This window comes from Gilliamella sp. LMG 34361 (assembly GCF_984569075.1).
The window spans coordinates 428,400-452,151 of record NZ_OZ474903.1 but is presented as its reverse complement, the minus strand read 5'-3'; the positions used below and the strand labels follow the sequence as shown (position 1 = coordinate 452,151).

Here is a 23,752-nt window from a genome sequence, read left to right as displayed (position 1 = left end):
CAATGTACGCATTAACAAATTGTCGTATTTATACTGGTTATGAAATTCTTGAAAATCACGCCGTTGTTATCGACGGCGATAAGATTGCCAAAATTTGTAAACAAGAAGAATTACCAGCTGACATCACTATTGAAGATTTACAAGGTGCCATCGTTGCACCTGGTCTTATTGATATTCAAGTCAATGGTTGTGGTGGTGTACAATTTAATGAAACACTTGATGCGTTAAGTGTTGAAACATTAGAAAAAATGCAAGCAACCAATCTTACTTATGGTTGTACGAGCTATTTACCGACTTTAATCACCTCAACCGATGAATTTATGATTAAAGCAGTAAATGTGATGCGTGAGTATTTGGCTAAACATCCAAACCAAGCATTAGGTTTACATCTTGAAGGTCCTTACATTAATCCTGAAAAGAAAGGTATTCATAATGTGAATTATATCCGTCAACCTTCGCAAAAAATGATCGACTTTCTTTGTGAAAATGCTGATGTAATAAAAATTATTACTCTAGCCCCAGAAAAAGTTGATGCTAAACATATTAAACAATTATGCGATGCCGGAATTCACGTTTCAGTTGGACATTCTAACGGCCACTATGAAGATTGCCGTCGTGGTTTCAATGCTGGTATCCGCCTAGGTACACATCTATTTAATGCTATGCCTTATATTACTGGTCGCGAACCCGGTGTTGTTGGTGCAATTTATGATGAGCCAGAAGTTTATGTTGGTATTATTGCTGATGGACAACATGTAAGTTGGGCGAATATTCGTAATAGCCATAAAATTAAACAAGACCATTTAATTTTGATTACTGATGCGATGTTATTAGCCGGCTCTGATTTAACTTCAGGGGTATTTGCTGACAAAACTATCTATTACAAAGATGGCCGTTGTGTTGATGAAAATGGCACGCTAGGTGGATCAGCATTAACCATGATTGAAGCAGTAAAAAATGCAGTAGATTATGTTGGTATTGCTTTAGATGAAGCATTAAGAATGGCAACGCTTTATCCAGCAAAAGCAATTGGCGTTGATAAACAACTTGGCACCATCACCGAAAATAAAATTGCCAACTTAGTTATTTTTGATCGTGATTTTTCAAACGTGAAAACGGTTGTTAATGGAGAGATGACCCGCTAGAATGTGAGATAGTTAATGAAAGTATTGAGATAAAATATGACCTTTAATTATCTACACCTTGTTGGCAATGCTGAACTAATCAAACAATTAAATTATGCTATGATTTACCGTTTGATTGTTCAGCAAGCCCCTGTTTCACGTATACAACTTGCCGAAATCAGTCAATTAGCACCCGCTAGTATAACCAAAATTACACGCCAACTCCTCAAAAAGAATATGATCAAAGAAGTTGATGCACAACAATCGACGGGGGGACGACCTGCGGTTTCAATACAAGCAAAATTTGGTTACTATCAGACAATTGCCATACAATTGAGCCGTTCGCATGTCACGATTGAACTTTATGATTTAGGAGCCAATAGTCTAGCATTTGAAGTTTATCCACTTACTACTTTTACGCAACAGTTAGCACAAGAATATTTAATTGCACTAATTAAACAGTTCATCGAAAAAAATAATAAAAAAGTTAAACATCTTGTTGCGATCTCAGTGGTTTTACCAGGTTTAATTGATTCAGTGCGAGGGATCATTCGTTATACCCCACATATTCAAGTTAAAGCATGGCCTTTAGCGGATGTATTACGTGATCAGTTTAATGTTTCGATTTTTATTGGTAACGATATTCAAAGTTTGGCATTAGCTGAGAGTTATTTCGGTTCAACTCAAGATGTAGATGATTCAATTTTAATTCGTGTACATCGTGGTGTTGGTTCAGGAGTAATTATTAATCAACAATTACTTACTAACCATAACCAAACAGCTTGTGAAGTTGGACACATCCAAATTGATGCATTAGGTGAACGTTGCCATTGTGGAAATTTTGGCTGTTTAGAAAATCGTGTAGTTCACAAGGCCATCGAGGCACGAGCAAAACAGATGATAGAGCAAGGTTATCCAACTAAATTAAGTTTAGATAACATGAATATCAGCAATATTTGCAAATATGCCAATCAAGGAGATGAGTTAGCACTTAAGTTAGTTAAAGATGCCGGTGAAAATCTGGGTAGAGCTGTCGCGATAATGGTGAATATTTTTAACCCACAACGGATTGTATTAGCTGGCGAATTAACAAAATCACCCGATGTATTATTAAATGCAGTAACTAGTGCGTTAAATGCTCAAAGTTTAGAAGAGTTAAGAAACAATCTAACTATCAATTGTTCAACACTTAATGACCGTTCAGCAATTGGTGCATTTGCCTTAGTACAACAAGCGTTATTTAACGGTTCACTGTTAATGACCTTATTAGAAACAATCTAATAACACGAGTATCGTTTGATAATAAAAATATAAAAGCCCATAAACAGGGCTTTTTTATTCATCATTAAGCTAAGATGCGTAGCATTCTTCGTAATGGTTCAGCAGCACCCCATAATAGCTGATCGCCAACCGTAAAGGCAGATAAATAGTCTTTACCCATATTCAATTTACGTAAGCGTCCTACAGGAGTAGTTAATGTCCCCGTAACCGCTGCTGGAGTGAGTTCTCGCATTGAAAGCTCACGATCATTAGGAATAACTTTAACCCAATCGTTATGTGCTGCCAGTAACTTTTCAACTTCCGCAACACTGATATCTTTTTTCAACTTAATCGTGAACGATTGACTATGACAACGTAATGCCCCAACTCGTACACAAAGTCCATCGACTGGAATAATCTGACTCGTTCCTAGAATTTTATTGGTTTCCGCTTGACCTTTCCACTCTTCACGACTTTGGCCATTATCAAGAGCCTTATCAATCCAAGGAATTAAGCTACCTGCTAATGGCACACCAAAATTATCAGTTGGTAAACTACCATCTCGCATTTTTTGCGTCACTTTGCGTTCAATATCTAAAATAGAAGAGTTAGGATCTTGAAGTTCTTTAGCCACTTCGGCGTTTAACATTCCCATTTGAGTAAGTAACTCACGCATATGACGTGCACCGCCACCGGAAGCCGCTTGATAAGTGGAAACCGAAATCCAATCAACTAAGTTTTCAGCAAACAATCCACCAAGCGACATCAACATTAAACTTACCGTACAGTTACCACCAACAAAGGTCTTTATTCCTTTGTCTAAAGCGGTTTGGATATTCGCTTTATTGACTGGATCAAGAACGATGATTGCTTCATCTTCCATTCTCAAGGTTGAAGCCGCATCAATCCAATAACCTTGCCAGCCAGTTGCCCGCAATTTTTTATAAATATCAGAAGTATAATCACCACCTTGACAGGTCACAATAATATCTAATGCGCTCAAAGCATCAATATTATCTGCGCTTTGCAATGTTCCTGTTTTACCGCCAAAAGTAGGCGCAGCTTGACCTGCTTGTGATGTAGAAAAGAAAACAGGATTGATATAATCAAAATCATGTTCTTCAACCATTCGTTGCATAAGAACAGAACCAACCATTCCTCGCCAACCAACAAAACCAACATTTTTCATAGTTTATTTCCAAAGGTAGATGTTATATAAAGAAATATTTACTGACTATTAAAGCAAAATATCATCATAAAACAAGTCAGATAAGAATTATTTTTGTAGTCGCGGATATGATAACGTGATGTTATATATAATTTTATAGACAAAACTGAAGGTGACACAAAAACTAGCTCATCATAAACTAGTCACTAATATTTGTTTTCCACATAAAAAACACCATCATATCGACAAAATAATTAATAAAATGACCATCTTCTTGGTTAGCTATAATAAAGACGTTTTCATTTTGAGAACGATTTATCTCACCGAGTCGGGCTGCAAATTTGGCACTCTGCCAAGGAGATACTCGTGCATCTTGTAAACCAACTGAAAGCATCACTGGTGGGTAGTTAACACCTTTACGTAGATTAAGATAAGCATCGATAGTTTGCAGATTTTTAAATTCCTGTTTATTAAAAGGCGAACCAAATTCCGCAAAATTCACACTACCAATTGGTATTTGATCTAAACGGCTCATATTCAACATACCTGAGGTAATTGATGCGGCGGCAAAAAGTTGCGGATCTCTGGCTAATGCAGAGCCAATTACAATACCACCTGCACTCGCGCCACTTATAACTAGCTTGGATGAATTGGTGTAACGATGATCAATCAGGTATTTTGCGCATTTAATAAAATCATTGACTGAATTTATCTTATTTTTTCCTTTTCCATCATTATGCCATTTAGGTCCTAGTTCTCCACCACCACGAATATGGGCAATGGCAATAATACCACCTTTCTCAAGCCAAATTAAACGAGTGGTATCATAATAATTAGGATAACTATTTTCGCCATAAGCGCCATAAGCCGTTAACCAAGTTGGATTATTGCCATCAAGTTTAATTCCTTTTCGATGAATAAGTGTAATTGGAATAAGCTGGCCATCATTGGATTTAACCCATTTTTGCTCTGATTCATAATCTGCAAATAGTGATGCATCAGTCTTTATTATTTTAGAATCTTCTATTAACTGACTATCAGGATCATATTGCCATATTTTTGGTGGTATATTCCAATTTTGTTGGGTAAATAAAATCTCTTTATGATCTGAACTAGAAAAAATAGCCGTTACCTTATTACCATCACTAACAGGAATCGATTTGATGTTATGCAGATCAGCAAAAGGAATAATAACAAATTTATACTTTCCAGATTCATAATAAGCAAGATAAATAGCATCTTTACTGACTGTAAACCGACTCAATTCGCCTTTTTTCCATTCAATTATTTTTTCTTCTGGAGAATGGATATGATTAAGGTTTAGTCGAGAAATGGTATAACCTGAAAAGTTATTATATTTAGCCAAATAAAGCCAATTATCTCGTACAAAAAAATCCTCTACATTTTGTTTTCTATTGATGATCTTTTTCCAATATTTGTTTTCCAGATTAAGAGAGTTAGAGTCGGTTAAATACAAATCTATGGTATCACCGGATATCGAAGATTCTACTGAGACAACTGCCCAATTGGCTGATAGCGATAAGTAGGTATATTGGTCAATATTAGCTTGATAATTCTCAATATTAGCTTTACCAAAAATAGCCAAATCCTTGTCACTATTGGAGCCTAAACGATGAAGATAAAGTTCTTCCGTTCCTGACTTTCGATTACCGGAATCAGCAAAATTATTACGATGATAGAAAAAAGATAAATTATCATTCGCCCATACTAAATTTGAGACAGTTATGCCGGATAAGCTATCGGCTAGATGTGCTCTAGTTTTTACATTAATCACTTTGATTGATGAAATTTCAGAATCATTTTCAGAAATAGCATAAGCAACATACTTACCATCATTTGAAGGGTACAAATTATATATATAACCAACTGGTGGGTCGACTAATAATCTTTCTTTGCCGAATCGATCTTTAACAAACAAACGGTTATAAGGATGCTTATTTGTTCGTTTCAAGTAAAAAGTATTATCACCCTTTAGTCTAATATTATGAATTATTGGTTCAGTTCCATAATCTGTTAATTCACTGAATCGTTTTTCAATCGATGAGAACAAATCAAGTTTTTCAAGAATTTTAATTGAACGATTTGATTCAGATAATAACCAATTATTAGTTAGATCCTTTTCTGTTTCCATCCAACCATAACTGTCAACTGATGAATAAGAGTTGTTAGATACACAACTAATGCAGTTCACTAATGATAAAAAGACGATAATGATAAAAAAAATTTTTTTTAACCAGAACATTATTGATTTCCTTTTATCATGCTCTATAAAAACAAAGCTAGAATAATTATCTAGTTCTATCATTTATATCTTAATGTATCAAATGATTATTATTCATTCGTTTTGGCTTACTCTTCGTCTAAGATATAGATTATTATTGCAATTTAGATAATTAGTTTTTGATAAAACAAAGCCCGAATTATCGGGCTTATTGTAGTTTTGTGCGTTGGCAATTTTAGAAATCTTCATTACTTGGTTCATCTACTGCCATTGCGGCCATATTATACCGCTCAATGCCTTGAGTTCCGGCTTGTATAATATCGGGTAACAATGTTACTAGATCTGCGTCAGTGCGTTGCATAAAGGTTTCTAACAACATAGGGACATTTACACCAGTGACTATTTCTATAGTAGGAAAATCAGCCATCAACCTAACTAAAGTATTAAATGGTGTGCCACCTTTTAAATCAACAAAACAGACAATTTCGGAGCCAAAATGCTGTAACGCTTCTAGCTTTTGTTGCAGTTGTTGTTGAAAATCATCTGTTGATTGCCCCATTGCAAACGAAACCGCTTCACACTGAGATTGTTTACCACAAATCATTTCAGTCGTTTCAATTAAGCTTTTCGCTGTTGAACCATGTGTACTGACTAATACAGAAATCATCGATTTAAGTTCCTATTTTAGTAATCTAAACAACGATAATAACGACGGATTGACATTGGATGACGATTTAAATGTTCAACATAAGCATCGATACGATTATTGATAGCACGGAAAACAAATGGTGAAAGATTTCCACGATATTTTTCTGATATACCTGGTAATTCATAATCTTTGGTATCAATAATAGTATAATTACCACAAATTTGCGGTAAGAACTTAGCGACTCTTTCACTTAATGGGCGTTGAGTATCTTCACCGACATAGACGGTTACCGCAGTATCACGATCAATAACTTCTAATGTACCATGGAAAAATTCTGCTGACTCAATTGATTTTGAACGTAACCAGTGTTGTTCTTCCCAATAACACATAGCATGAGAATAAGTTGCCCCCCATTGATTACCTGCGCCAACAAAATAGTGCATTGAATCATTATGATGTTTTTCAGCAACTTCTTGACCAAATTTATCGGCTTTTTTCGCAACGGCAACAATATTTTTAGCAAAATGTTGATCCATTTGTTGGTAGAACTCGTCATAATCAGGGAATTCTCCAGCTAAAAACATTAAACGATCAGCAGTCATAAAGAATTTTAATTGTTCATTCATTGGATAAACAACTACATGATCAGCCATATTTCCTAATGGAGTATCAGCTTTATCCATGAAAGCAAATACAGTTGAACCCACTTCTTTTTGAATTTTTTCAATAGCAGCAACCACTTCTTGTGTTGTGCCAGTTACTGATGAAATAATGATAAGCGTATCTTTAGTAATACGTTTGTTACCAGTTACTAAATATTCAGCAGCGTGTTGCACAAAAGTCTCAATCGCTATTTTTTCTTTCATATGTACAACTGCTTGCATTGATGATGCATAAGTACCACCAATACCTAACCAACAAACGTTGCTATAACCACGCGCATGGATTTTATCAATAAATTCATTAATTTGTGGTCTTAATGCTAATGCACCATTCATGCTGTCTAATTCTTTCTTTTCGTCATATTTTCTCATTTTTAAATCCTCTTAATTTTCGAGCTAGTTATTTCATCAAATTCTGGATAGGTTGATTTTTCAAGGTTATGGCCTTTTAATCGTGAAACTTGGTAACTTAATAGATGAATTGGTATTGTCATAAATAATGATGCGTACAGTTCATCTATATCAATATTAAGACACAAATCGTCTTGTTTAACGTTGCTACTATTATTGGCGTAAATTGTAGAAATATTTTTAACATGTTTAGTTAAAAATACTTTTAACAATTCAGCACGGTTAGATAACACGCCATGTGGTTCAAGAAAAACGATATTATCATTCTCATGTAAACCTAAATATGGGCCATGCATATACTCTTCGAGCTCTTTACCAAAAGCACTATTACGTATAGTTTCGGTAAACTTTGTTTCACCTTCTCGAGCAATACCATAGGTTGCACCGTAGCCAATAAATATGACTCGTTGAGAATGATAAAATTTGTGTTGATATTGATTTACCCAAGCTTGGGATTGTTCAATAACTTTAGGTAGCAAACCTGCAACTTTTCTAAGTTGATCGAAATAACTAGCAAATTGTTGATCATCCATGCTGCCATTTTTTTGTGCAATGACTAAAGCAATAATTATCAAATCTAGAATCGTAACGCTATAACCAGCACTGACATAAGGCATTTCCTCAATAGGAATGCCCATAGATAACACATTATTACTAATTTTATATAATGGGCTATCAGGATTACTGGTAAGTGTATAGATAGTTTGATTATTCTTGATAAACTCTTCAACTAAATGAATCGTTGAATAGCTTTCACCCCCTTGTGAAATAGCAAAATAGAGGGTATTAGGATCGCTGTAATGTAAATAATTAGCAGCGATTGAAGGATCTTCAATATAAACGGGAACCTTTAAGATTTTACTCATTAAAGGTCTTGCCCCATAAGCTGCGTTAGAACTTGAACCAGTAGCGAAGATAACAATTGAGTTAAATTGTTTAACTTTACTTAAATCAATAGGATCAACAAACAATGTTTGATAATTGTCTAAAATACTTTGATAGTATTCAGGTTCTAATGCTACATAATCAGCAATACTTTTCATTACATCTTCCTTTTTATTAACCTAGTAATCCACTCCAAGCACCAAAGATACCAATACCAGCAATCATTAATAAGATCCAATGTGCTTTTAGTCCTTTTCTGTCTAATAAAAAGATAAATAAAGTAAATAATAACGGCAATATTTGCGGAACAATACCATCGAAAATATCCTGTAATGACGTAGCATCAGAGCCTGAGCCAATGGTTAGTGGCATATTTAATGTCACCATCGTCGCCACCATGGCTCCTACCACTGAGAGCCCCAAGATAGATGCGCCATAAGACAATTTATCCATCAAGCCCGTTTTTTGCACTTTTTCAATAAAAGATGCACCAATGTTATAACCAATAAATAGACCAAAATAACGAGCAATAATGGCTGGAATATTGAAAATTAGTAAAAATAGCAGTGGCCCTAAGATATTACCTTGCATCGCCAGTGAAGTACCAATACCAGTTGCAATAACCCGTAATGTTCCCCAGAAGAATGAATCTCCCAAACCACTTAGTGGTCCCATTAATGCAATTTTGACGTCATTTATTGAACTTTCATCAAAATTTTCATTTACGGCATTTTGCTCTTCCATAGCAATAGAAATACCTAATGGGAAAGTAATTAACCATGGTGTAACATTATAAAACTCTAAATGTCGTTGATAAGCAGTAGTTAATTGTTCTGGTTTTTGGCTATAAATTTTTTCTAAAGCAGGACGAATCGCAAAAGAATAACCTAGATTCATTTGTCGTTCATAGTTCCATGACCACTCAGCAGTGAAAGAGCGCCAAAATGTTCGCATTAAATCCTTTTTAGTAATTAAATTAGAATTCTTCATCTTCATAATTGATCTCCTGTCCTACTAAAGCATTGCCTGATTGATTATTAACTTCTTGATTGTCTGAGGTGGTAAGTTTTTTGCCGGTAAATGAAGAGTAACCGGTAAGAATTAACGCCATACATGCGCCAAAAACAGCAACACCAGTGACAGGTACTTTCATATATACTGCTACAGCAAAACCAAGAATAAAGAATGTTGCATTGGTTTTTTTGATCATAATCTTCATTAACAATAGCAAAACCAAATGCAGGTAATAAGCCTGTTGCAATTCCCAAACCGTTAATGACGAACTCAGGGATCACATCAAGTAAGCTTTTTATTGCTTCACTTCCAAATAAGTAAGAAAAACCAACAACTAAGCCAATTGGTAGGTTGATAGAAAAGAAACCGCCGAAAATATTCATGCGATCAACGCCTTTACCATTACCTTCACGAGCATACTTATCTGCTTTATGCACAAAGTAAGGTAAAATGAACAAGAAACATAAGTTTTTAACCACTAAAACCAAAGAAGCAATTGGAATCCCTAAGGTTAAGGCAACTGCCGTACTTTTACCGGCACCAATCGCAAACGCGGTTCCTAATACACTACCTGAAATAATTTCTGGAGGGATAGATGCACCAATAGAAAAAGAACCAACAAACGCCAACTCTAATGTCGCACCGATGATAATTCCTTGTGTAACATCCCCCATTACTAGCCCAGCTAAGGTACAAGTAACTAAAGGTCTTGATAACATAGATGAACCTAAAAAGTATTCACCATTGGCTAACATAGCAATCAAGGCCAAAATAATTGCTGTAATAACAATACTCATTTTGTATTCCTTTTTGTCTATTTTTCAAATTTTTGCTTAGATTCACTTGGGATCTGTTGTATATACACTTCAACACCATCTTGTTGTAATCCAGCTAATAAGTCCGCTTCTAACTCGGTCAAATTAATTGTTTTAGAATAATTTTTGGTTCCTTCACGAGGTTTAGTTCCTCCTAAATTAAGACTAGTTATTTGTCCCTGAGTTCCGCGGATGAGTTTTTCTGCATCTTCTACCGATTCCACCACAATTAACATCTGATATTTATCTGTTACACCAGAATTAATAGCACCAATACTGTCATCAATTGACTTCATAACCAGTTTGGAATTTTCAGGTTTAGCTAATCGAATCGCTGATTTACGAAACTCATCATTAGCAACAGCATCGTTGGCAACTAAGATAGTATTAGCGCCAACATTATCAAACCATGAAACAACAACCTGACCATGCAATAAGCGGTGATCGACACGTAATAATTTAATCATTGGTTTTTCCTCCTAGGTGAAATCCACCACATATTTAGTATTACTAGCGAATTTGTATTCAATAGCAATCGGTTCGCTATTTATATCAAAATAGTGATTAGACACTTTAAATAATGGTTCATTGATTTGGCAGCGTAGTTGCTTGGCTAATTCAGCATTGGCGACAATAAGCTGTAAATCTTGTTCTAATTTATCGACTTTTTTCTTACCTGAATTGGTGATTTCAAGTGCTGACAGCACTTTTATTATTGAAACTTGAAAATCAGGAAAATGGTTAAGTGGTAAAATAAAAATTTCTTTCACGACACTATTTTTTGCTATTTCTAAAAAACTAATGTAATAAATCAATTCTGATGATTTTATTTTCAGTAATTGACTGTAATAACAGCCCGCTTGTCTTAAATAAGCTTCTTTGATAATTTTTTTGTGATGTTGATAAGTACCCGGTTTAATAATACCGGTCATCTCTAAAATATTTTGCGTAGAAAGCATTGGCGCAACAAATAAACCAACACCTTTCTTTCGAACAACCATATTTTTTTCTACCAATAGATCAATGGCTTTACGCACAGTTGTTCGGCTAACATCATAATCTTTCTGTAATTGGACTTCTGGAGGTAATTCCGAACCCACACCATATTGGCCGGTGTTAATTTTCTCGATTAAATGATCGGCTATTTTTTCAAACAATTTCACTATTTTTTTTCTCCGTAATTGAAGATATTTTTAGCCGATAGATGATATTTAAATCGATTGCCTACTAGATATTGTTCGGTATGTTCAAATGGTTGAAAATTATCATCAAAATTATTACTAGAAACTTTGTAAATTGGTGTGCCATCAATAACTTGTAAATATTTAGCCTTATCTTCAGCTGCTAACTCATAGGTTATTTCTTCACGACCGTGACTAGGTTTAACTGGATAATGATCTTTTAAAAATTGATAAAGAGAGACATTATTTAAATCGACTTGCTCTAAACCTTTGAACTTATTAGATGATAAATAGGTTATTTCGTAGGAAAGCGGGGTTTTGTTTAATATCCTTTGTCGAATAATTCTAATCAATTTTTCGCTTGAACCAAAAAAGGCTCTTAGTTCAGCCGGCATATTAATAATTTGATTACTGAGAACTTTTATATTAATGTCAATATCATCTTCTTTTTTAACTTCTTCACTAAAAGAAGACATTTTTAACATGTTAATCTCAAAAATTTTATGCTGTTCGACATCAGTCTCAGCTTGGAATACATGACCTTCCATAGCTAAATCATTTAAAGCATTTCTTATTGTTGTACGACTTACACCAAAATGTTCTGCTAGTGCCCGTTCTGTCAATTTTTGACTGGCAATAGTCGGATTAGCTTTAATTTGTTCTTCAACATAAGTTTTTGAAGCAATATCACGATATTCCAAAAAATCATACTCCATGGTTGGACTTTTTTATAAAACAGATATACGTTAAATTAACGTAGCTATTGTTAAAAAATAGTCAAAAAGATACATGTTGTCAATTTTAAGTACCAAAACTGTTGTGTAGATCACAATTTTTATTATTAACTTAATTAAATCAATAGAATAAATACCAATGTAGGGATTTTAGGGGGTGAATCAATCATTATCAGAATAAATAGATAGGTAAATATAGTCAGAAATTTGCTTTGTCTCGCGGTGCGAGATTTGTATCAAATACATAATGGCATTAATAAAAAATTCCACTCAATAAGCAGACTTTTTATAAACATAGTCGGCGGGAGACGATTAACAGGCATCTTATATTCATCTTGCTGATCGTTGCTAAAGTAAAAAGTAGTCTCGCTGCACTCATCGCAGACCTCAGAAAGGTTCTTATCATCTTAGTTCGTAAAGTTTCGCTATGAGCGACGGTTTATCATGGCTTTTTGATAGTTTCCCGGTGTTACCCCGAAATTTCGTCGGAAAATAGCAATAAATCTACTAATATTGTCATAACCTAAATATAAAGATATTTCGGTGGTTGATTTTCCAGCAGCAAGTAATTCTAACGCTTTTAACATACGCAGTTTTTGACGCCACTGCGTGAAATTAAACCCAGTTTCATTGGTAAATCGACGTGTTAATGAGCGTCGGGAAATACCCGCCCAAACGCCCCAGTCATTAATATTTCTATCATCACCAGGATTATCAGACAAAGCTAAAGCGATTTTTAACAGACGCATATCTTTTGGCATTGAAAGTGCTAGCTCAACTTGAGGCATTGTTCTAATCTCGTCAAGGATCACGGCAATTAATCGCTGCTGTTCCGGTTCCAATTTTAAATTATACCATGACATGGTTCGGGTAATTGCTTCGCGCAATAAGCCAGATAACTCTAAAATGCATGGTTTAACAGGTAGTTCAATGCATGCGTTTTTTTGTATATAGATACTCCATCGCTCGAATCGCCCATGTGCTCCAAGAAGACTATGTTGTGCATTTGGTGGTATCCAGACACCATGAGTTGCAGGTACTATCCATTGACAACTTTCAGCTTCAATTGAAATTAAACCCTGTAATGTGCCGAGTAATTGCCCTCTCGAATGACCATGACGCTGAGTCACTCTTTGAGACGAGTGGCTGACTGTCGATATGATCATCGGTTCACTATCAGAGGAAGCGAGCTGTGGAGAAATAAGTGGCGTATTCATTTATGTGGCCCCGATGGGATATTTTGTGGCTTAAATTGGCTAGTAAAACGCTATTCTACTGGCTATCCTAAAAATCCTCTTAATTAAATTCAAGATAACAAGTTAGCAATAAATAGATAAGTTGTAAATGAGCTAAATAATCGTTTGTTATACAAATTAATGAGTAATTTGCAAATTTATTCATTGTTTAATAGTCTGGTTTTGAGAAGGTAATAGATGAATGAAAGGAAAATATATAAATTATAAAGAAGTGATGCCAACAATCTTTAATGGCATATATACACGCGGTGCAACTAAATATCGTTTAGAGAGAGTTTGTCATGAGTCAAACTGTTGAGCTGACGGCCTCAGAAAAAAAGTTAGTGTTTGCTATGACGCTATCTAGCGTGTTGCCATTATTAGATAATAGCATTGTTAATGTTATTTTATCCGAAATTTCCAATGACATTAATACCTCTTATGCTTATATACAATGGGCTGTAACTGTATATATGTTGGCCTGTGCTACGGGGATATTACTATCTCCTTATATACATGAGAATTTTGGACTCAAAAAAGCATGGCTATACTCAATTATCATTTTTCTTGTTGGCTCCGTATTGGTTGGCTTCTCATATAATCTGGTGTCTTTGCTCTTATTTAGAGGTGTCCAAGGTTTTGGTGCGGGGATTTTAATTCCTATTACTCAATCAATAATAGCGACTTATTTTGGTAAACAAAGACTAAAATCAATTATGGCATTAATTGCTATTCCATCAGTCTTTGCTCCTGCACTAGGACCAATTTTTGGCGCGATTATCTCTGAACAGTTAAATTGGAGAATGGCCTTTTTTATCAACGTACCCTTAGTGCTTATGGCGGCTTTCTTTGGTAGGACGACAGTACCTGATAATAAAACGTCTAAATACAATATGAATATTTATGTATTTATGACATTCCTAATCGCTTTAATATTATTTTTTATCTCGATTAAAAATATCGCTTCTGGTCATTTTTTTGATATGTCTAATATTATTATGCTGATTTTAGGGATTGGCTTGATGATGGTTTCGCTTCTTGTTAATAGTAGGTCGGCTATTAAACTGGTCGACTTAAGTGCCTTTAGTTGCGCTCAATATTCACTAGCAATAATTGTGGGATTTCTAACGTCGCTTATCTTTTTTGGTTTCATGATTTTTTTTCCTTTAATCCAGGCTATAAATGATAATGTTGCTATCACGTATATTGGTTTGCTACTTGCTTTACAGGGTGTAGGTGCTTGGCTAGCTAGAAAATTTATTTATCAAAGTTTAAGTGAGATAAATTCATTTTTAATTATTGGCATTGGATTAATATTCTCTGCCATAAGTATATTGATAATTCAAATCGGCGGAAACTTATCAGAAATTATTGGTTTTATTATCCGAGGTTCAGGGTTGGGTATTGCGACGATTGCGGTTCTCTCTTCTCCATTCGAATTTTGCGATAAAAATCAAATCAAGGACACAAGTGCTATCACGCGTGTTGTACAGCAGATTGGCGGCGCATTTGGGGGAGTATTATCAGGAATACTGATCTATCTGACGCAAGCTCAACTAATTTCAGTAAACAATAGTTACTATATCATGTTTTTGATCTCTCTTGTTTTCGGTGTTATTGCCGTTATTGCCTATATTTTCTTTAGTCGAGAGAATAAAATTACCTACTAATGTAAGACTTGATTGATTTATATGAATTTTGCTAGCCAGTTAACGAACCTGTTGCATTGCAACTAGTACACAGATTGACTAAAAACGCCGCCATCTTACCAACTAATCGTCTGTTAATGTTATTGCTAAATCACATTGTGGCAAAATGGACTTAGCAATCTGTCAGCTGTAAATTTACCTTGCTTTGCATCAAGAGAAGACACGGCATCAAACCAATCAAAATTTTAGTCTTTACCAAACCAGATGGATGTAAAAATGACCCTAAGATTTTTTTACCTTTGCTCAAGTCTCAGGATAATCCCCAAAAAATATAGAAAACGGCAGCAATCCTTAGGCCAATCGAATATACCAAAGGGTTCGTTAAAGCATGACAGTGGACGAGCGTCGAAACATATCGGCTGTAATTTTGTCACAATCTATCAATAAGATAAAAAACTTTTCTAATATAGTACTATTAATGTGCTGTTTAAGAAATATATTGCTGAGCCAGATTAATCTGATAATTGCTACCCACATCACAGGAAGGCCTTATCATTTTAATCATTACTATTCATATAAAAATATCGACTAAAAACAGAGTAATGCTTATCACAGGTAAATGATAATAGTTATCATTATACTTGATTGTACTTTTTTTGAAGATTTTGTACACCAGCATTATCCAATTTCTATTTTAGAATGAGTTTTTGGCTCAAAAAGAAAAGTAACAGTGGATAATAATCGATGAAAAATACCTTGTATTTTGGTGTGTATTTTCATATTTAATGGTGGAATTCTTTTGAAAATTATATTTGCAATTGGCTCGTTTTATTTTGTTCAAACATTAATCGGTGGTATTGCCTTTCAAGCGATACCGGCTTGGCTACGTAGTCATCAGGTTGATTTGGACACGATTGGTTTAGTGTCACTTGCTATGATTCCTTGGGCACTTCGGGTCATCTGGGCGGGTGGCGTTGAGCGTTATAGAGTCACTGAATCAGGAAAAATTCGAAGCAAACAAATTGTCATTGCAGGACAAGTGGCGCTGGCGGTGATATTAATTGGCTTATCATTCATACATGAAAATATGTTCATCACACTAATCTCATTATTAATTTTATTATCATTAGTTTGTTGCACGAGTGAGATTGCTTGTGATGCTTATATGATTGAGAATTTAAATTCAAAATCATACGGTATCGGCAATGGATTACGGATTGGATGTGGTTATTTAGGAATGGCAGTAGGCGGTGGTGGGTTAATCTATCTATATGATAAATGGGGATGGCAATCCTCCTTGCTTGTTTATAGTGCATTACTACTCTTTTTATTGCTACCTTTGTTATTAGCGCCGAGTATCAATCAGCTTCCTGTTACAGAAAAAAGCTATCAGAGACCATCTCTCATTAAAACACTAAAGCAACCAATGATGCTAAAGGCGATCGTTTTAGTCTTTTTCTTTGAGATTAGTGGTCGTTTAATTTCATCTATGCTATCTCCTTTTGCGATTGACGCCGGACTCTCTCTCGAGAATTTAGGCAAAGTAACCAGTTTTGGCGGTGCTGCTTGTGGGATGCTAGGCACTTTATCAGGTATGCTCTTTATCCGGATTATAGGCTATCGCTGGGCACTCTTATTGGCGACCCTATTTAAATGCTTGTCAATTAGCTGCTTTATCATATTAAGTCTTCAGCCTAATATAAATCCAATATGGCTTATTGTTAGCTATCTGTTTTTTAACTACACTTTTTCCGTGGGCTTAGTTTGTCTTTACTCGTTCCTAACCACACAAGCGTCGTTGAAGCAAGCAGGATTAGATTTTACATTATTTCAATGCGGAGCAGCGCTTGCTGCCGGATGTTCTGGTTATATCGGTGGTATAGTCGCTCATTATATGGGTTACGTTACACTCTTTAATCTCACTTTAGGCTGTGCTTTATTCGTACTTATTTTTTTGTATCGAAGCTCAATTCTAAAAGCAGTATAGATTTTGTATTAATTGCAACGATAAGCACGAGGTGTAGTACCAAACACCTCAACAAATCGTCTGGAAAGATGACCGGCACAGGTAAAGCCGCATCGAATAGCTATGTCACTAATGGTTAATGTGCTTTCATTGAGTAATTTTGTCACCTGTTGTAAACGATAGTTAATAATGTAACGGTGTATACCAATATCAAACATCTTTTTAAAGTCTCTATTTAATTTAGATTCACTTACTCCAATAACTCTGGCAATATCTTTTATAATTAAATGAGTTTGAAAGTGCTCGTGTATAAATAATTGTGCATTAATTACATTTTTGCGATCTCGACCAGTTAAGTTGCTCCTCATCGGTTCGCTATCTGTTGATGAGGAGCACTTTAATTGCTCTAATGTTAACCATAGTGCGTTAAGACTTAATCTCTGTATATTGAGTTGTGATAAAGCATCAGAAGATCTTCTGGCTGCTTGCAATCGTTGTGCTATATCTTTGAGCACCGGGGTAAGTGTTAATCGCCAAATACAGAAATTTGGTGAAGAAAATTGCATATTAGCACGATAGCTATTTAGTGAGCGCTCATTAAATATCTCTAATAGATCATCAGGACGGAATTGTAACAATATGATGTTATAGCAGTAATTAGCAGGGAAAAAATCAGTGCCATATATGGTATCGTGTGAATAAGAAAGATAGACCCCATTTGGTTGATAAGACACAATTGATTGAGAACCACGTATATGATGATGCACTGCCCCATTGAGCATAAATACCAGTGATAAATGCTTATCTACCTTAGTATCATTTCGAATATCTTGTAACGGCGCCATTTCTACGAAGCCAGCATTAAGTAACCCTTTTATATTAAACCATTCAGTACTGTCAGTAAGTTGTTTATCTTTGATTGCCAGTTTGGGGGTGTTTTTACTATAGTGAATGGTTTTCATCAGGCACCTCTTTATTATAGTTAAATGATAATAATTATCATTATCCTTGATTATACTTTTTTTGAAGATTTTGTACACCAGCATTATCCAATTTCTATTTTAAAATGAATTTTTAGTACAAAAAAATAACTGTGGATAATAATTGATGAAAAGAAAACTTATATATTTGAGTGTGTTAGCTTTGTTATATAATGAAGAATTACTGGCAGAACAAATATCTAAACAAAGCGATCGAGAAAATGACTTTGATACTATTATTGTAACTGCAAGTAAACAATCTAATAATGCAGCCTCTTCACTGAATGTATCAACTCAGACTATTTCCAAGACTAAACTCGAAGCCGCGGGGGTAGATGATACTAAAAAACTCTCTCGAGTATTACCCGGCTTGAATATACAAAATAGTGGTAATTTGCTCTATCCTGCGATATCGCTAAGAGGTATCTCTTCTGCTCAGGATTTTTATACACCGGCAATCACATTTTATGTTGATGGCGTACCACAATTGTCGACTACTTTAATCCAGTCTTTGATCGATGTAGATCATATCTCCATGATGAAAGGTCCACAAGCCACTCTTTATGGTCGCAGCGCACAAGGTGGTATAGTTAATATTACCACTGCAAAGCCTAATAACCTATTTCGTGGTTACATTGATGGTGGTATTGCTAGCCGAAACGGTTACCAGAGCCATTTTAATCTCAGTGGTCCATTGGTAGAGGATGTATTTTATGGAAGTGTCACATTATTGCGCCAATCACAACCAGGTGCATTCAATAACCCATCCACTGGTTCGAAAAGATTGGGGGGCTCCGATGAAAATACGGGTAATATTAAATTAAGGTTGGCACCGATAACCGCACCTTGGGAAATCAATTTTAGTGCAACTGAAGATAGCACTCACTCAACACAGGATACGTATTTAGACTATAGAAATACACGCAGCCGTAAACTATTAACGTCTCCGGGGAGTTTAGATCCACGTATGCATCGTCATACACATAGTCAAACTCTAAGTGGAAGTTATGATTTCGGCGATTGGTTACTGACGGCTAATAGTGCCTGGCAACGACTGAAATATGAGCGTCGTTTTCCTTATGGTCCTTTCTCAGCACAATCCTCAGAGCATTGGAATCAAAATACACAGGAAATTCGCGCAGCAACACAAGGCGATAACCGCTTATGGGATGGTGTATTGGGATTATACCGACTGGATATTGATCAAAGTCGCAAATCCAGTTCAACAAATTCTTCCGTCTCCTCGCAATCATTAGCCACTTATATGGATGGAACTTTGCATGTTTCCCAATTTGATCTAGGAGCAGGTTTACGCGCTTCTCATGATAAAGCGAAGACGCATTTTGGTAAAAATAACGTTTGGTCCGCTGGGAATAATAGCGATAATCAAGTATTGGGTCAGTTTTCAGTGGGCTACCTTCTAACACCGGAATGGCGTATCTATACGCGCGTCGCACAAGGATATAAGTCTGCCGGCTTTACTATCACGCCACAAACTAGTTCTCAAGCAAAGCCTTTTGTTGCTGAAAAATCGATTAACTATGAGATTGGATCACACTATGAAATAGATGATTTCCAACTTCAAAGTGCCATCTACTATACCCATACTAAGGATATGCAGCTTTACTCAGGTCCGATGGGTTTTCAAACATTAAAAAATGCGGGTAGTGCAAATGCCTTTGGTATTGAAGCTGATGCAAAATGGTTTTTTACAACCGGATGGGTTGCAACACTAAATGGCAATCTCGCCCACTCTAAGTTTGCCAGTAATGTGACTGCTGATGATTATGCTAATAATCGAGTTCCTTTTATTCCTAAATTTGGCGCTGGGTTTAGTGTAGATGGCATGGTTGCAACGTCAATAGGCGCGATAATGCCTAGAATAGCTATGAATGTGACAGGCCCTCTTTACTTTGATGGAAGTAATCAACTACGTCAAGGTGGTTATACTACAACTGATATTAGTCTGGGTTGGCAAACGAGTGAACGAATTACGGTGTCCGGTTATATCAACAATATTTTTGATAAACGATACCGCACATATGGTTACGCTCGTGGTAATAGTGCTTTTGCGCAATTCAACGAAGGATTAACTGCAGGCGTTAACATAAAAGTTGACTTATTTTAAGTTTAGCTTAGATAAGTTCGAGGAAGGTTATGAACATTTCTGAACCACTTCGTTTTATTCTATTAGTAAAGTTAATGGGTAAGGCTTTTTGGATATCAATACTAACAGCAATCATCTCAACCATTATGACGCTAGTACCCATTTGGATACTTTACCTCATGGTAGAAGAACTGACTGTTGCCACATTGTCTCTTGAACTTATCTATTCATGCTTGGCAGTGGCATTCATTGCCATGTTGCTTCGCTGGGGATTAATTGTGATTAGCCATGTTAGTGCTCATCATGGCGCATTAAAGCTAGCTTATCATTTAAAGTTGCATTTAACCCAAAAGCTAGGATTAGCTCCCTTATCGTTTTTCAGCACTCATACAGCAAGTGATTTACGTAAAGTAATCAATGATGATATCGCCGCATTAGAAGGTTTTCTGGCTCATTTTTTACCTGATGTGGCTTCAGCTCTTACTCTACCGATCGTCGGATTATCATTGTTACTTTATGTCGATACGCCGATGGCGTTTATTGCGATCTTATTATTGCCAGTGGCGATTTGGTGTCAGTGGTTATCTATGCGACGTAGTGCTGAACAAGCACGTCAGTGGGGAGAATTACAGATCAATATAGCCCAAAAGGTGAGTGAATATATCCGAGGTATTGCAGTGATTAAAAGCTTTGGATTGAGATCTGATTCGTTTCGTCAACTCAGTCAGACAATTCGTGATGTAGCTCCTTGGGTAGAAAACTATTGTAAAAAGAATATGTTTGGCTGGAATTGTTTCAATTGTTTACTTTCAAGCAATTTAGTTCTAGTGGCTCCTATTGGAGCTTGGCGCTGTTATCAAGGTGATTTAGCGCCAGTTAATTGGTTACTGTGTTTATTAGTCGCCCCTGTGATACTTCAGCCCTTTTTACGCCTTGTATTTGCATTAACGGAGCAAGCCCAACGACAGGGTTCGTTAGATCGTCTTAACCAGATAGTTAATGCCTCACAGATAACGGTACCTCATGTGATTGATAAAGCGAGTTTACCAACGGGAAATCTTGTGCTGTCGTTCTCTCACGTTTCTTACCATTACGATCATCAAAAGTCAGGCCTTCAAGAAGTAACCTTTAATACTTTGCCACATGGATTAACAGCTATTGTTGGACCCAGTGGCGCGGGGAAAACAACGATTGCACGTTTAGCAACACGATTACTGGATTGTGATCACGGTGAAATTACCTTGGGAGGGCTCAATATCCAACATTGGCCTTTAGAAGAGTTGTTCAAACAGATATCAATGGTATCTCAGAATGTATACCTTTTTAATGGTACAGTTATGGAAAATTTATTACTCGGCCGACCGGATGCCAATATTGAGCAGGTTATTGCAGCAACACAGGCAGCCTGTGCTCATGAATTTATTCTCTCTCTACCACAAGGATATGACACCCAAATTGGTGAAAATGGCGCTCGCTTATCGGGAGGCGAACGCCAACGTCTTTCCATTGCTAGAACGTTATTAAGAGATGCTCCTCTTTTAATTCTGGATGAAGCAACGGCTTATGCAGATAGTGAGAACGAGTGGTTTATTCAGCAAGCTATCTCCCGTCTTTGTAATGGACGAAGTATCCTAATGATTGCACATCGCCTCAAAACGATTATTCATGCAGATCAAATAATCGTTGTCGATCAAGGAAAAGTGGTAGGTCAAGGACGCCACGACGAATTGCTTCTGAATTGTCCCTGTTATTGTCAACTCTGGCAAGATGCCGGATTGGGTGGAGAGAAAATAGATGATCATTAAACTTATTCGTGACGGTTATCGGTTGGCGGGTTATCAAGATCCTCGGTTAACAAAAGGATTATCTCTGGCGGCACTTGATGGTTGCTTATTGACAGTAAGTTATTACATTGTTGCACAACTTATCGTGTCCGTTTTCAATACAACTATTTCGTTACAGATGATCCTACTAAGCGCGGTCGGTTTATTGTCTTGCTTGCTGGGGCGAATTTATTTAAGTAATTTGGCATTAAGCTACGTTTTTGGTGGTACTTATGCCATGATGGCTGAAGCTAGAATTCAAGTGATTAACCATCTACATGCTTTACCACTAGGTTGGTTTTCAGCAAAACGAACAGGTGATTTAAGTGTTCGTTTAACATCCGATCTTGAGCTAATTGAAGGGCTGTGGACGCATTTTTTAGCTATCTTTACCAGCACAATCGTCTCAATGTTATTAATATTGGCACTTCTATGCTGGATTGATATTTTTTTAGCTTTGCTGGTCATTATATCCATTCCCTTTTCCTTTTGGGTTATGACATTAACTCAGCGTGTCATTAATCGTTATGATGAGAAAATGTTGGATACTGCCAGTGATGCACAAGCAGAGATATATGATTATATACAGGGCATTAGCGTTATTCGCAGCTTTGGCCAGTTTGGTACAGCTTGGAAGCGCCTTTCTAATACGTTGTTTCAACAATATCAAGCACATCTGCTGCTGGAAACTAAACCCGCTGCGTTAGTCGCGCTGTTTGGTTTTGTCAGTGAGTTCAGTTTTATATTATTACTTGTATCAGGCGGATATCTATTGTTTCAGGAACGTTTAGATATTCAGCACTTTATCTTGCTCAATTTTTTCTCACTCATTGTCTATCGTCAATTACAAACACTTGGCGATGGGTTAATAAAACTTCGATTTAGCTCACGTGCTATGGAACGTATCAAAGAACTAATGAGTGAAACACCGGTTGCCACATATAATGATGGGAACACCTCTATCATTCCTAGCTCCAATGAAATTACGGTGCAACAGGTCAGTTTTACCTATCCTGAGCAATCCTGTCCGGCCTTACAAAATATTCACTGTCACATTCAGAGTAATGCGATAACGGCTATTGTTGGTCCAAGTGGTTCAGGTAAAAGTACTTTGTTGCAGCTGATTGGTCAAATGTGGATACCAGACTCCGGTCAGATTCTTTGGGGTGAACATGATACTAAGATAATTTCTAGTGAGATCTTACATCGCAATATTGCTATGGTATTTCAAGATGTGGTTTTGTTTTCTGCATCAGTATTTGACAACATTTTGATGGGTAATCAGACCGCAACAACTGAGGAAGTGATTCAGGCCGCTAAATTAGCTCAAGCTGATGAATTTATTCAACAGTTGCCCGACGGTTATCAAACAATTCTTGGTGATAACGGTTACTCATTATCAGGAGGAGAACGTCAACGACTTTCAATTGCCAGAGCATTATTAAAAAAAGCCCCTATCATATTATTGGATGAAGCAACTGCCAGTGTTGATGCGTCCACAGAACTGGCAATACATCGCGTATTAGAAAATTTATCTCAGCATTGTACTGTTGTAGTTGTTGCTCATCGTTTAAACACAATACAAAAAGCGCAGAAAATACTGGTTATGCACGCTGGATGTTTGCTGGAACAAGGGGATCATGACACCCTGCTTCGCCAAAATGGCCTTTACGCTCAATTGTGGCAACGTCAACAGCAATCGCTTTCATGGCAGCTTACTCCATCAAATAAGGAATTACAACGCGATGACTATTCTAACGCAGGCAAAATTAAATAATTTTATATAATGTGATGTTATATTGGGTGATATAACGGGAGTGCCAAGGTTAACTCCGCAAATACATACT

General features: G+C 36.2%; 18 protein-coding genes and 1 pseudogene. 7 read left to right on the top strand and 12 right to left on the bottom strand.

Annotated features, from left to right (window positions below; translation table 11 throughout):
- Window positions 1-2: 2 nt before the first annotated feature.
- Both nagA and AC5LXI_RS02240 read left to right on the top strand, forming a co-directional pair.
- Window positions 3-1,145, top strand: a complete 1,143-nt coding sequence (gene nagA / locus AC5LXI_RS02245; protein ID WP_493443340.1) for an N-acetylglucosamine-6-phosphate deacetylase — start codon at window positions 3-5, stop codon at window positions 1,143-1,145.
- A 36-nt stretch (window positions 1,146-1,181) separates the two neighbouring features.
- A complete protein-coding gene (locus AC5LXI_RS02240; RefSeq protein ID WP_493443339.1) occupies window positions 1,182-2,405 on the top strand; it encodes an ROK family protein in 1,224 nt (407 codons plus the stop codon).
- 64 nt (window positions 2,406-2,469) lie between these two features.
- Here AC5LXI_RS02240 and asd read toward each other — a convergent pair whose 3' ends face one another.
- From asd to AC5LXI_RS02185, 11 genes and pseudogenes are all read right to left on the bottom strand, one after another.
- On the bottom strand, window positions 2,470-3,573 hold the full coding sequence (gene asd / locus AC5LXI_RS02235; protein ID WP_110434768.1) for an aspartate-semialdehyde dehydrogenase: 1,104 nt from the start codon (window positions 3,571-3,573) through the stop codon (window positions 2,470-2,472).
- Between the two features lie 178 nt (window positions 3,574-3,751).
- Window positions 3,752-5,815, bottom strand: a complete 2,064-nt coding sequence (locus AC5LXI_RS02230; RefSeq protein ID WP_493443338.1) for a prolyl oligopeptidase family serine peptidase — start codon at window positions 5,813-5,815, stop codon at window positions 3,752-3,754.
- 214 nt (window positions 5,816-6,029) lie between these two features.
- Complete coding sequence (locus AC5LXI_RS02225; protein WP_493443337.1) at window positions 6,030-6,461, bottom strand: PTS sugar transporter subunit IIA; 432 nt, start codon at window positions 6,459-6,461, stop codon at window positions 6,030-6,032.
- A gap of 17 nt (window positions 6,462-6,478) precedes the next feature.
- Window positions 6,479-7,477: an SIS domain-containing protein gene (locus AC5LXI_RS02220; protein ID WP_493443336.1), complete on the bottom strand. Its 999-nt coding sequence runs from the start codon at window positions 7,475-7,477 to the stop codon at window positions 6,479-6,481.
- A 2-nt stretch (window positions 7,478-7,479) separates the two neighbouring features.
- Window positions 7,480-8,559, bottom strand: coding sequence for an SIS domain-containing protein (locus tag AC5LXI_RS02215; protein WP_493443335.1), 1,080 nt, complete (start codon window positions 8,557-8,559; stop codon window positions 7,480-7,482).
- A gap of 16 nt (window positions 8,560-8,575) precedes the next feature.
- Window positions 8,576-9,397, bottom strand: a complete 822-nt coding sequence (locus AC5LXI_RS02210) for a PTS system mannose/fructose/sorbose family transporter subunit IID (RefSeq protein WP_065652021.1) — start codon at window positions 9,395-9,397, stop codon at window positions 8,576-8,578.
- Window positions 9,378-10,212: pseudogene (locus tag AC5LXI_RS02205) on the bottom strand (PTS mannose/fructose/sorbose/N-acetylgalactosamine transporter subunit IIC). The gene AC5LXI_RS02210 and the pseudogene AC5LXI_RS02205 overlap by 20 nt, the downstream one beginning before the upstream one ends.
- A gap of 17 nt (window positions 10,213-10,229) precedes the next feature.
- Entirely contained in the window at window positions 10,230-10,697 is a 468-nt protein-coding gene (locus AC5LXI_RS02200) for a PTS sugar transporter subunit IIB (protein WP_065579086.1), read from the bottom strand.
- A gap of 12 nt (window positions 10,698-10,709) precedes the next feature.
- The gene (locus tag AC5LXI_RS02195; RefSeq protein WP_493443334.1) at window positions 10,710-11,393 is read right to left on the bottom strand and encodes a GntR family transcriptional regulator; all 684 of its coding nucleotides are present in this window, start codon (window positions 11,391-11,393) and stop codon (window positions 10,710-10,712) included.
- On the bottom strand, window positions 11,393-12,112 hold the full coding sequence (locus AC5LXI_RS02190; RefSeq protein WP_493443333.1) for a GntR family transcriptional regulator: 720 nt from the start codon (window positions 12,110-12,112) through the stop codon (window positions 11,393-11,395). Before AC5LXI_RS02190 ends, AC5LXI_RS02195 begins: the two co-directional genes overlap by 1 nt.
- 458 nt (window positions 12,113-12,570) lie before the next feature.
- Complete coding sequence (locus AC5LXI_RS02185; RefSeq protein WP_493443332.1) at window positions 12,571-13,362, bottom strand: AraC family transcriptional regulator; 792 nt, start codon at window positions 13,360-13,362, stop codon at window positions 12,571-12,573.
- A gap of 320 nt (window positions 13,363-13,682) precedes the next feature.
- Between AC5LXI_RS02185 and AC5LXI_RS02180 the strand changes: the two genes are divergently transcribed.
- Window positions 13,683-15,050, top strand: a complete 1,368-nt coding sequence (locus AC5LXI_RS02180; RefSeq protein ID WP_493443331.1) for an MFS transporter — start codon at window positions 13,683-13,685, stop codon at window positions 15,048-15,050.
- Between the two features lie 778 nt (window positions 15,051-15,828).
- A complete protein-coding gene (locus tag AC5LXI_RS02175; RefSeq protein WP_493443330.1) occupies window positions 15,829-17,016 on the top strand; it encodes an MFS transporter in 1,188 nt (395 codons plus the stop codon).
- Between the two features lie 8 nt (window positions 17,017-17,024).
- On the opposite strand, the gene AC5LXI_RS02170 is transcribed toward AC5LXI_RS02175, so the two are convergent.
- Window positions 17,025-17,957, bottom strand: a complete 933-nt coding sequence (locus AC5LXI_RS02170) for a helix-turn-helix domain-containing protein (RefSeq protein WP_493443329.1) — start codon at window positions 17,955-17,957, stop codon at window positions 17,025-17,027.
- Between the two features lie 145 nt (window positions 17,958-18,102).
- Between AC5LXI_RS02170 and AC5LXI_RS02165 the strand changes: the two genes are divergently transcribed.
- The 3 genes from AC5LXI_RS02165 to AC5LXI_RS02155 are packed head-to-tail and all read left to right on the top strand — an operon-like array spanning window position 18,103 to window position 23,682.
- Window positions 18,103-20,103 carry a TonB-dependent siderophore receptor gene (locus AC5LXI_RS02165; protein WP_493443328.1) on the top strand — a complete coding sequence of 667 codons (2,001 nt, stop codon included), beginning with the start codon at window positions 18,103-18,105 and terminating at the stop codon, window positions 20,101-20,103.
- A gap of 29 nt (window positions 20,104-20,132) precedes the next feature.
- Entirely contained in the window at window positions 20,133-21,887 is a 1,755-nt protein-coding gene (locus AC5LXI_RS02160) for an ABC transporter ATP-binding protein (RefSeq protein WP_493443327.1), read from the top strand.
- Entirely contained in the window at window positions 21,877-23,682 is a 1,806-nt protein-coding gene (locus AC5LXI_RS02155; RefSeq protein WP_493443326.1) for an ABC transporter ATP-binding protein, read from the top strand. The genes AC5LXI_RS02160 and AC5LXI_RS02155 overlap by 11 nt, the downstream gene beginning before the upstream one ends.
- Window positions 23,683-23,752: the final 70 nt, after the last annotated feature.

Excerpts from the sequence above, each read along its gene's own strand:
- nagA (WP_493443340.1), top strand. The coding sequence starts at position 3 with ATGTACGCATTAACAAATTGTCGTATTTATACTGGTTATGAAATTCTT.
- AC5LXI_RS02240 (WP_493443339.1), top strand. The coding sequence starts at position 1,182 with ATGACCTTTAATTATCTACACCTTGTTGGCAATGCTGAACTAATCAAA.
- asd (WP_110434768.1), bottom strand. The coding sequence starts at position 3,573 with ATGAAAAATGTTGGTTTTGTTGGTTGGCGAGGAATGGTTGGTTCTGTT.
- AC5LXI_RS02230 (WP_493443338.1), bottom strand. The coding sequence starts at position 5,815 with ATGTTCTGGTTAAAAAAAATTTTTTTTATCATTATCGTCTTTTTATCA.
- AC5LXI_RS02225 (WP_493443337.1), bottom strand. The coding sequence starts at position 6,461 with ATGATTTCTGTATTAGTCAGTACACATGGTTCAACAGCGAAAAGCTTA.
- AC5LXI_RS02220 (WP_493443336.1), bottom strand. The coding sequence starts at position 7,477 with ATGAGAAAATATGACGAAAAGAAAGAATTAGACAGCATGAATGGTGCA.
- AC5LXI_RS02215 (WP_493443335.1), bottom strand. The coding sequence starts at position 8,559 with ATGAAAAGTATTGCTGATTATGTAGCATTAGAACCTGAATACTATCAA.
- AC5LXI_RS02210 (WP_065652021.1), bottom strand. The coding sequence starts at position 9,397 with ATGAAGATGAAGAATTCTAATTTAATTACTAAAAAGGATTTAATGCGA.
- AC5LXI_RS02200 (WP_065579086.1), bottom strand. The coding sequence starts at position 10,697 with ATGATTAAATTATTACGTGTCGATCACCGCTTATTGCATGGTCAGGTT.
- AC5LXI_RS02185 (WP_493443332.1), bottom strand. The coding sequence starts at position 13,362 with ATGAATACGCCACTTATTTCTCCACAGCTCGCTTCCTCTGATAGTGAA.
- AC5LXI_RS02180 (WP_493443331.1), top strand. The coding sequence starts at position 13,683 with ATGAGTCAAACTGTTGAGCTGACGGCCTCAGAAAAAAAGTTAGTGTTT.
- AC5LXI_RS02170 (WP_493443329.1), bottom strand. The coding sequence starts at position 17,957 with ATGAAAACCATTCACTATAGTAAAAACACCCCCAAACTGGCAATCAAA.
- AC5LXI_RS02165 (WP_493443328.1), top strand. The coding sequence starts at position 18,103 with ATGAAAAGAAAACTTATATATTTGAGTGTGTTAGCTTTGTTATATAAT.
- AC5LXI_RS02160 (WP_493443327.1), top strand. The coding sequence starts at position 20,133 with ATGAACATTTCTGAACCACTTCGTTTTATTCTATTAGTAAAGTTAATG.
- AC5LXI_RS02155 (WP_493443326.1), top strand. The coding sequence starts at position 21,877 with ATGATCATTAAACTTATTCGTGACGGTTATCGGTTGGCGGGTTATCAA.